7 protein-coding genes are annotated in these 9,728 nt (G+C 73.8%); 4 read left to right on the top strand and 3 right to left on the bottom strand.

The annotated features are described in order from the left end of the window. Nucleotides 1–184: 184 nt before the first annotated feature. Together ACWPWV_RS20020 and ACWPWV_RS20015 are read right to left on the bottom strand one after the other, a co-directional pair. The gene (locus tag ACWPWV_RS20020; RefSeq protein WP_454044724.1) at nt 185–1,855 is read right to left on the bottom strand and encodes an ABC transporter substrate-binding protein; all 1,671 of its coding nucleotides are present in this window, start codon (nt 1,853–1,855) and stop codon (nt 185–187) included. An 83-nt stretch (nt 1,856–1,938) separates the two neighbouring features. After that, complete coding sequence (locus ACWPWV_RS20015) at nt 1,939–4,452, bottom strand: beta-glucosidase (protein ID WP_454044723.1); 2,514 nt, start codon at nt 4,450–4,452, stop codon at nt 1,939–1,941. Nucleotides 4,453–4,669: 217 nt separating this feature from the next. Here ACWPWV_RS20015 and ACWPWV_RS20010 point away from each other — a divergent pair, with 217 nt between their 5' ends. The 4 genes from ACWPWV_RS20010 to ACWPWV_RS19995 all read left to right on the top strand — a co-directional run bounded on the left by ACWPWV_RS20010 (nt 4,670) and on the right by ACWPWV_RS19995 (nt 8,798). Continuing rightward, nucleotides 4,670–5,308, top strand: a complete 639-nt coding sequence (locus tag ACWPWV_RS20010; protein WP_454044722.1) for a TetR/AcrR family transcriptional regulator — start codon at nt 4,670–4,672, stop codon at nt 5,306–5,308. Nucleotides 5,309–5,397: 89 nt separating this feature from the next. Beyond that, on the top strand, nt 5,398–6,195 hold the full coding sequence (locus ACWPWV_RS20005) for a formate/nitrite transporter family protein (RefSeq protein ID WP_454044721.1): 798 nt from the start codon (nt 5,398–5,400) through the stop codon (nt 6,193–6,195). 128 nt (nt 6,196–6,323) lie between these two features. Further along, nucleotides 6,324–7,646, top strand: coding sequence for an aspartate kinase (locus tag ACWPWV_RS20000; RefSeq protein ID WP_454044726.1), 1,323 nt, complete (start codon nt 6,324–6,326; stop codon nt 7,644–7,646). 24 nt (nt 7,647–7,670) lie between these two features. Further along, a complete protein-coding gene (locus ACWPWV_RS19995; protein WP_454044720.1) occupies nt 7,671–8,798 on the top strand; it encodes an aspartate-semialdehyde dehydrogenase in 1,128 nt (375 codons plus the stop codon). A 238-nt stretch (nt 8,799–9,036) separates the two neighbouring features. Here the strand turns inward: ACWPWV_RS19995 and ACWPWV_RS19990 are convergent, their stop codons facing one another. Beyond that, nucleotides 9,037–9,723, bottom strand: a complete 687-nt coding sequence (locus tag ACWPWV_RS19990; protein WP_454044719.1) for a hypothetical protein — start codon at nt 9,721–9,723, stop codon at nt 9,037–9,039. Between the last annotated feature and the right edge of the window lie 5 nt (nt 9,724–9,728).

The raw sequence follows: 9,728 nt of genomic DNA, 5'->3' as shown, positions 1-9,728 counted from the left end.
GGGGTCGCGGTCGTAGCCCGCGTGGAGGGCGGGGGGGGTCGGCGGGGGATGGGTGTCCCCTCGTCCACCCTGTTGGGGGGGGGGGGGGGGGGGGGGCGGGTGCGGCGCCGGGGGGTGGGGGGGGTGCGCGGGGCCGGGGGGTCGGGGGGCGCACCCGCCGCGTCGGGTCACGACCGGTCGTGCGTCACTCCACCGGCTCGAGCTCGGTGAGGATGAGCACGGCCGACGGCTGCGTCGGGTCCGCGTTCGTGTACGGGTCGGCGTCGCTCGGCCAGCCCGTGTAGCTGCGCGTGTTGAACTCGCTGATGAACGGGCGCGTGCCGATCGGCATCGCGGGGACGTCCTCGACGAAGATCTTCTGGACCTTCTCGATCGCGGCGGTGCGGGTCGCGTCGTCCGTCGCGTTGGCGAACTCGTCGAGCGCCGCGGTGGCCTCGGGGTTGTCGTAGCGGCCGAAGTTGTAGTCCGCGGCCTCCCCGACCGGCTTGAGCCAGCGGCCGTCCATCATGTCGCTGTACAGGTCGTACGGGGTCGCGCCCGTCTCGGTCCAGTGCAGGATCGCGTCGAAGTCGCCCGTGCCCTTCGCCGCCCACCACGTGTCGGAGTCGGGCGTCGTGACGGTGGCCTCGACCCCGAGCGCCTTGACCGACTCGGCGATGAGGCTGATGCCCGTGACGTAGTCGTTCCAGCCCTGCGGGACGGTGAGCTCGAACGTGACCGGCTCGCCGTCGGGGTCGACGAGCGTCTCGCCGTCGAGCGTGTAGCCGGCGTCCTCGAGGATCTGCTTGGCGCCGTCGACGTCGACCGCGTACTCCTCGCCCCGGAACTCCTCGGCGATGTACGGGTCGCCGGCCGGCTGGGGGAGCCCGGTGACCGAGGTGAGCAGCGGCACGCCGTCCTCGCGCGCGATCTGCTGGTGCTGCGTGCGGTCGATCACCTTGTTCACGGCCTGGCGGAACGCCACGTCGTCGAACGGCTTCTTCGTCGTGTTGACGAACATCGCGTCGACGCCGAGGCCGGCGGGGGCCCAGTAGACGTTGTGCTCCGGGTCCTTCTCGACGTAGGCGGACTGGACGTCGGGGAGGAAGGCCTGCGCCCAGTCCGCGTCACCGTTGGCGAGGGCCGTCGTGAGGGCGCTGTTGTCGTTGTACGACACGTAGTACAGCGTCGGGACCGCGAGCTCGCCGCCCCAGTAGTCGTCGCGCGCGGTGAGCTCGACGCTCTCCGTGCTGAAGCTCTCCAGCGTGTACGGCCCGGTGCCGACGGGCTCGGGGTTGGTCTCCGTCGTCGGGTCGGCCACGCCCTCCCACACGTGCTCCGGCACGACGTAGCGGTGCAGCACCTTGTCCTGCTTCGCGTACATCGAGCTCGTGAACGTGAGCGTGACGACGTCGCCGTCGACCGTGACGCTCTCGAGCGGCAGGGCGGCGGTGTTCAGCTCCGGCGTGTCGAGGAGGATCTGGTAGGAGAACGCGATGTCGTCCGCGGTCAGCGGCTCGCCGTCGTTCCACGTGACGTCGCCGCGCGCGGTGAGCTGGACGGACGTGTAGTCGTCGGACCACGTGATCTCCGACGCGAGCCACGGCTTGACCGGGTCGGTCGGGCTCACGACGTTGACGAAGCCCACGGGCTCGTAGATCGCGTTGACGTAGCCGAGCTTGAGCGCCGACGAGTCCCCGATCCACGGGTTGTTGGACTCGGTCGCGATCGCGCCGTCGGGCTTGGCGATCGTCAGGGCGGCGCCGTCGGCGCCGGTGGGCGTGTCGGTGTCGCCGTCGCCGGACGACGCCGAGCAGCCGGTGAGCACGAGGGCAGTCGCGACGCCGAGCGCGATCGCGGAGGCCTTCAACCTCATGAGTCTCTCCTTCGAGAACGTCGGCCCGGCGGGTGCCGGGACGAGAGGGGGCGGTGCAGGGGTACCGCGGTCCGGTGGTGGTGCTACTCCCGTCCGGTGGTGCTCTCCAGCGCCCGGACCGCGGTGTCCAGGCGGAGGTCGTCGATCGAGCGCCCGACCCGGAGCCGGTACGTCCCGGCGGGCAGGTCCCAGCGCTCGCGGTCGGTGTCCCACACCTCGAACCTGCGGCGCGGGACGGTCACGGTGACGTCGGCGGACCCGCCCGCCACGACGTCGACGGAGGCGAAGCCGCCGAGCCAGCGCGCCGGGCGGTCGCGGTGCGCGACCGGTGCGGCGGCGGGCGCGTCGGGTGCCTCGAGGTAGACCTGGACGGTCTCGCGACCGTCCCGGGCGCCGGTGTTGGTGACACGGACGGTGACGGCGGCGTCGCCGTCGGGCGTCCAGGTCGCGGACGCGACCTCGTCGTACGACCACGTGGTCCAGCCGAGGCCGTGCCCGAAGGACGCGGCGGGCGCGCGGCCCGAGCGCACCCACGCGCGGTGGCCGACGTGCACGCCGTCGGTGTACTCGACCACGCCGCCCGCGGGCACGGCGTGGGGGACCGGGACGTCGGCCTCGTCCGCGGGGAGCGTCCACGGCAGGCGCCCGGTCGGCTCGACCGCGCCCGCGAGGACGTCCGCGATCGAGTGCCCCGCCTCCTGGCCCGGGAACCAGACCCACAGGACGGTCCGCGCGCGGTCGAGCCAGGGGAGGAGGACGGGGGCACCCGCGTTGACGACGACGACCGCGTCCGGGTCGGCGTCGAGCACGCGCTCGACGAGCTCGTCCTGGCGGCCCGGCAGCGCGAGCGAGGTCCGGTCCCAGCCCTCCGACTCGACCTCCTCGTTCGTCCCGACGACGACGACCGTGAGGTCCGCCGCGCCCGCGGCGGCGACCGCCTCGGCGATCTCCTCGTCGACGGACGGTGCCGGGACGCGGTGCCGCAGCTCGGCGCGCACCATGTTGCCGTAGCCCTGCGCGCGCGTGACGAGGAGCGAGGCGGTGACGCGGACGCGGCGGGGGCCGTCGACGTGCACGAGCGCCGGGACGCCGACCGGGTTGTTGATCGACGAGTCGAGGATGACCTCGACGCCGGAGCGGCGCGGGTCCTGCGCGACGACGACGCCGTCGACCTCGATCGTGTGGCCGGGGACCGTGCCCACCTCGAGCGTGTGGTCGCCCGGCTCGTCGAGCAGCACGTCGGCGTCGAGCACGACGGTGTCGACCTCGTCGGGCAGGTCGCGCAGGAAGCCGTCCCAGCGGACCAGGACCTCCTTGCGGAGCGTCGCGCCCTCGGCGTCGAGCCACGTCACCTGGAGGGCCTGGCCCGGCAGGCTGCGCGCGGCGAGGTCGAGGCGCGGTGCCAGACGGCGCGCGTCGCCGCCGCGGGCCACGGTGAGCGCCGCGTCGGGCCAGCGGGCCGCGAGGCCCTCCGCCGGCGTGACGACGTGCGCCGGTGCCACGGTCGAGCTGCCGCCGCCGAGCACGTGCGGACGCACGGCGTTGGGTCCGACGAGCGCGATCGAGCGCGGCGCCGGCCGGTCCCAGACCGGGTCGGCGGCGTCGGACCGCAGGACGACCGTGCCGCGCGCGGCGGTGCGGCGCACGAGCTCGCGCAGGTCGCCGTCGTACGCGAGGGGACGGGCGGGCTCGTCGAGCGCGCCGACCCGGCGGGCGAGGAGCAGGAGGCGCGCGACCTTGTCGTCGATCTCCGCCTCGGGCACGAGACCGTCCTCGACGGCGCGCACGAGCCGGTCCTCCCAGGGTCCGCCGGGCCCCGGCATGACCAGGTCGAGGCCGCCGTTCGCCGACCCGGCGGTCGTGCGCGTCGCGACCCAGTCCGAGACGACCACGCCGTCGAACCCGAGCTCGCTCTTGAGGACGTCGGTGACGAGGTGCCGGTGGGCGGTCATCGGGGCCGTCTCGGTGCCGTCGTCCACCTGGTTGTACGCGGCCATGACCGACCACGCGCCGGCGCGGACCGCCGCCTCGAACGGTGCGAGGTAGACCTCGCGCAGCGTGCGCGGGTCGACGTGCGCGACGTAGCTCGTGCGGTCCGTCTCGGAGTCGTTGGCGACGTAGTGCTTGACGCACGCCGCGACGCCCTCGTCCTGCAGGCCGCGCACGACGCGCGTGCCGATCTCCGCCGTGAGGTACGGGTCCTCGGCGTAGCACTCGAAGTGGCGACCGCCGACGGGTGTGCGCTGGATGTTCACCTGCGGCGCGAGCACGACGTCGACGCCGTGCTCGCGAGCCTCGCGGGCGAAGGCCCGGCCGGTCTCGTGGGCGACCTCGCGGTCCCACGTCGCGCTGATCGCGCTGGGGGAGGGAAAGAGGACCGAGGTCTCGCCCTCGACCTCGCTCGTGCCGCGGACGCCGACGGGGCCGTCGGACACGACGACGGGACGCAGCCCGAGGCCGTCGTGGCCGTGCGTGCGCCACATCGACTGCCCGGTGAGGAGCCGGACCTTCTCACGGAGCGGCAGGCCCTGCGCACGGGTGCGCAGGTCGCCGAGCTCCGGGGAGGCGTCGGCTCCCGGACGGGACTGCGGTGTCACGAAGTGCTCCTCGTCGTCGAGCGGCTGTGGCGATGAACTTACCGTGCAGTCAGTAAGTTGGCAAGAAACTGCGTCGTCGCAGGTCAGGGGCGATTTGCTCGGTGCCTGGCGTAGCCGGCGTGGTGCAGGAGGGGTCCGGGCGTGCGTAGGATCGCCCCGGCCGTCAGGGCCGGCAGCGCCTGTCGGACGACGACGGCGACGACGAGCGGAGGCGACGATGCCCAGCAGCAGCACGAGCGAGAGGCGTCCCCGGATGCGCGCGGAGACCGTGCGCCGTCGCGAGGAGATCCTCCGCGCCGCGATGGTGACGTTCGGCAGCCGCGGCTACCACAACGGACCGCTCGCGGAGATCGCCGAGCAGGTCGGCATGACCCACGCCGGGATCCTCCACCACTTCGGGTCCAAGGACGACCTCCTGCTCGAGGTCCTGCGGTTCCGGGACGAGACCGACGTCGCCGAGCTCGAGCCCCAGCACATCCCCGGCGGGCTCGAGATGTTCCGCCACCTCGTGCGGACGGCGTTCCTCAACGCGCAGCGCGCCGGCATCGTCCAGGCCTACGCGGTGCTGTCCGCCGAGTCCGTCACCGACGGTCACCCGGCGCGCGAGTTCTTCGAGATCCGCTACCGCACGCTGCGCGCCGAGGCCGTCGAGGCGTTCGAGGAGCTGTGCGCCGAGCGCGGCGTCGAGGCGCCGGCGACCGTGCGGCACGCCGCCGCCGCGATCCTCGCCGTCATGGACGGCCTCCAGGTCCAGTGGCTCCTCGACCCCACGCTCGTCGACCTCGGCGAGGTGAGCGAGTTCGCCATCGAGGCGATCGTCACGGCCGTCGTCGCGCCGGGACCGTCGCCGCTCTGACGCGCTCGCGAGGCCGCGCGACCTCGGTCCCGGGCCCGACCGACCAGAGACCCTGTCCGGCGCGCGGGGACGGCCGCGAGGATCGGGTCGTGCAGACCCTCGCCCAGGCGTTGACCGTCCAGTCCGACGCGGCCGGGGCCAAGGTCGCCGCCGCGCGGCACCCGGGCCGCTACCTCGTCGCGTCCGCGCTCGCCGGCGCCTACGTCGGGGTCGGCGTCGTGCTCATGGTCGCGACGGCCGGACCGTTCCTCGCCGCCGGCGCACCGGCCGAGCGGCTCGTCGCGGGATCCGTCTTCGCCGCGGCGCTGACCCTCGTCGTGCTGGCCGGTGCCGAGCTCGCGACGTCGGCGATGATGGTCCTCGCCCAGGGGGTCGCGACCCGTGCGGTCCGTGTCGGGCCCGCGGTCCGGGCGCTCGCGTCGTGCCTCGTCGGCAACCTCGCCGGCTCGATGGCGTTCGCCTGGCTCGTGGTGCAGTCGGGCGTCCTGCGCACCAACGCCGCGGCGGGCGACATGGTCGCCACGATGCTCACCGCCAAGGCCCACGAGACCGGACCCGAGCTCCTCGCGCGCGGCATCCTGTGCAACGTGCTCGTGTGCGCGGCGATCTGGGCGTGCGGGCGGCTGGACTCGGAGGCGGGCAAGGCGGTCGTGGTCTTCTGGGCCGTCCTCGCCTTCATCGCGTCGGGCTTCGAGCACGTGGTCGCCAACATGACGACGTTCTCGCTCGGGCTGTTCACCGGCGAGGGCTGGACGACGTGGGCCGAGTTCGCGCGCAACGTCGCCTGGGTGGGCCTCGGCAACCTCGTCGGCGGCGCGGTCGTCGTCGGCCTGGGCTACGTGGTCGTCGCCGGCCCCGTCGACCGGGTGCGCCACCTCGTGCCCTGAGGTGCGGGCGGACCGCATGCCGGGACGGACTTGGCCGGACGGCGGACGGCGTGCCTATCATCGTTCGACCCACAAGCACCCGGCGGGCCGTTGAGAGAGACGGAGGCCGGCGACAGATGGAGCAGCACGTGGCACTTGTCGTGCAGAAGTACGGCGGATCGTCGGTATCCGACGCCGAGAGCATCAAGCGGGTGGCCAAGCGCATCGCCGAGGCGAAGCGGGCCGGGAACGACGTGGTCGTCGTGGTCTCGGCGATGGGCGACACGACGGACGAGCTCATCGACCTGGCGCAGCAGGTCACCCCCCTCCCGCCGCAGCGCGAGATGGACATCCTCCTCACCGCGGGGGAGCGCATCTCGATGTCGCTGCTCGCGATGGCGATCACCAACCTGGGCGTCCGCGCCAAGTCGTTCACCGGTCAGCAGGCCGGCGTCATCACCGACGCCGTGCACGGCAAGGCGCGCATCGTCGACGTCGTGCCGCACCGCATCCGCGAGACGATCGAGCGGGGCCAGGTCGCGATCGTGGCGGGCTTCCAGGGCGTCACGGAGTCGACGAACGACGTCACGACGCTCGGCCGCGGCGGCTCCGACACGACCGCCGTCGCGCTCGCCGCGGGCCTCGACGCCGACGTGTGCGAGATCTACACGGACGTCGACGGCGTGTTCACCGCGGACCCGCGGATCGTCCCGAGCGCGCGCAAGATCGACCGCATCACGTACGAGGAGATGCTCGAGATGGCGGCGAGCGGGGCCAAGGTGCTCGCGCTGCGCTGCGTCGAGTACGGCCGTCGGTACGGCGTGCCGATCCACGTCCGCTCGTCGTTCTCCGGCAAGGAGGGCACGTTCGTCAGCGCGGACGCCTACACCGCCCGGCACCCCGCACCCACACCCGGAACCAGCTCCGCCGACATCCCCGAGGAGACCGTCATGGAAGCCCCGATCATCTCCGGCGTCGCGCACGACCGCAGCGAGGCCAAGATCACGGTCGTCGGCGTGCCCGACGTCCCGGGCACGGCCGCGCGGATCTTCGAGGTCGTCGCGGGCTCTGGCGTGAACATCGACATGATCGTGCAGAACGTGTCGGCCGCGCACACCGGGCTGACCGACATCTCGTTCTCGTTGCCCGAGGGGGACGGGCCGGCCGCGATGTCGGCGCTCAGCGCGCTGCAGGCCGAGATCGGGTTCGACTCGCTCCAGTTCGACGACCAGATCGGCAAGCTGTCCCTCGTCGGCGCGGGCATGAAGTCGCACCCCGGCGTCTCCGCCAAGCTGTTCGGCGCGCTGCGCGACGCGGGCGTCAACATCGAGATGATCTCGACGTCGGAGATCCGCATCTCCGTCGTCACGCGCGAGGACTCGCTCGACGACGCCGTGCGCGCCGTGCACACCGCGTTCGAGCTCGACACCGCCGACGGCGAGGCCGTCGTCTACGCCGGCACCGGCCGCTGACCCGACGGACGAGAGGAACCGATCATGAGCACCCAGAACGTCTCTGCCTCGGCAGGCCTGAACGTCGCCGTCGTCGGCGCGACGGGGCAGGTCGGCGCGGTCATGCGCCGCCTGCTCGACGAGCGCGACGTCCCCGTGGCGAGCGTCCGCTACTTCGCGTCGGCGCGCTCGGCGGGCTCGACGCTGCCGTGGCGCGGCGACGACGTCGTCGTGGAGGACGTCGCCGCGACCCCGACCGAGGACCTGCGCGGGATCGACGTCGCGCTGTTCTCCGCGGGCGGCGCGACGTCGAAGGCGCACGCCGAGCGCTTCGCCGAGGCGGGCGCCGTCGTCATCGACAACTCGTCCGCATGGCGCATGGACCCCGACGTGCCGCTCGTCGTGTCGGAGGTCAACCCCGGCGCGCTGCGCGAGGCGCGCAAGGGCATCGTCGCGAACCCGAACTGCACGACGATGGCCGCGATGCCCGTCCTCAAGCCGCTCGCGGACGAGGCAGGTCTCGAGCGGCTGATCGTCGCGACGTACCAGGCCGTGTCCGGCGCCGGGCTCGCCGGTGCCGAGGAGCTGCGGGCGCAGGCCGTCGCGGGTGCCGCCGCGGACGGCGAGGGCGCGGGGCTCACCGGCCTCGTGCACGACGGCTCCGCCGTCGACCTCCCGGCGCCGTCGGTGTTCCCCCGCAACGTCGCGTTCAACGTCGTCCCGCTCGCCGGGTCGATCGTCGACGACGGCCTCGAGGAGACGGACGAGGAGAAGAAGCTCCGCAACGAGTCGCGCAAGATCCTCGGCCTGCCGGAGCTGGCCGTCGCCGGGACCTGCGTGCGCGTGCCGGTGTTCACCGGTCACTCGCTCGCGATCCACGCCGAGTTCGGCGCCGCGATCACGCCCGACCGGGCCCGCGAGATCCTCGCGGACGCTCCCGGCGTCGCGCTGTCGGACGTGCCGAACCCGCTCGAGGCCGCCGGCAAGGACCCGTCGTTCGTGGGCCGCATCCGCACGGACCAGTCCGTCCCGGGAGGTCGCGGGCTCGTCCTGTTCGTGTCGAACGACAACCTCCGCAAGGGTGCGGCGCTCAACGCCGTGCAGCTCGCCGAGCTCGTCGCTCGGGACCTCGACGCCGTCCGCGCCGCCTTCGCCCCCGCCCTGACGACGTAGCACGCGGTCCCGGAGCGGCACCGTCCGCTCGCCGCACCCGGGCGACCCCGGCACCACCTGGGCCGCCCGGGTTGCGCGTCGACTCCACGGCACAGGCGGAGCAGGTGCGTGCACCGGACCTGTCGCGGCTCGTGAACCGTGCCGGCCGGCTCACCGCGGAACAGTCCGCCACGCTCGACGAGGTGCTGCTCGTCGACCTCGGTCTCGCCTGACCGGCCCCTCCGCCTCGCGCGACCGACTACCTCGGCGGGCGGGTGCCGAGGGTCGGGGCGAGCACCCACAGCGCGACGGCGGCGAGCACGTGCCACGCCGCGTGGCCCTGCAGCGTGACGCCGAGCGGGCCGTCGGCGTCGCACAGCGGCCACCCCGGGCGGGTCAGCGTCCCGATCGTCCCGCCCAGGGCGAGGAGCCCGAGGGCGGTGACCGTGCGGCGTCGGACGGCGGGGCGTCGCCATGCCCGCACGACGCTCGCCGCCACGGCGACCACCGCCGCGACGACCTGCGCCGCCGCCGACGCCGGCACGCTCGTCGCCGCGAGGGCGACGGAGACGAGCGTCGGCGCGAGCCACCACCACGTGCGCAGGCGCCGGCCGGTGAGGTCGGCGACGGCGTCGGCCGCGACGAGCGCGAGCGTGCCGAGCAGCGGCGGGTCGTGCGCCACGGGGTTCCACGACGGCGACGGCCCGTGCTGGACCACCGAGCCGACGCCGACCAGGACGACCAGCACGCCGAAGGTGGGCCGTAGACGTCGGACGGCCGCGCCGTCGGGCACGGAGGGCGTGGTGCTGCCCGACGGCGCGTGGCGGCGGGCGCGGATCGTCGCCTCGACGATCGCCGCGCCCGCGACGACGAACGCGAGGCTCGTCCACGTGCTCAGCGGTTCGGCCCACGGCGCTCCGCCGGCGAGCTCGCACGCTCCGTCCACTCGGA

The sequence above is a fragment of the Cellulosimicrobium sp. Marseille-Q8652 genome, from assembly GCF_965112045.1.
The sequence above is the reverse complement of the archived record's forward strand: the minus strand, read 5'-3'. Positions and strand labels throughout refer to the sequence as shown.

Coding starts and splice junctions, on each gene's coding strand:
- ACWPWV_RS20020 (WP_454044724.1), bottom strand. CDS start 1,855: ATGAGGTTGAAGGCCTCCGCGATCGCGCTCGGCGTCGCGACTGCCCTC.
- ACWPWV_RS20010 (WP_454044722.1), top strand. CDS start 4,670: ATGCCCAGCAGCAGCACGAGCGAGAGGCGTCCCCGGATGCGCGCGGAG.
- ACWPWV_RS19995 (WP_454044720.1), top strand. CDS start 7,671: ATGAGCACCCAGAACGTCTCTGCCTCGGCAGGCCTGAACGTCGCCGTC.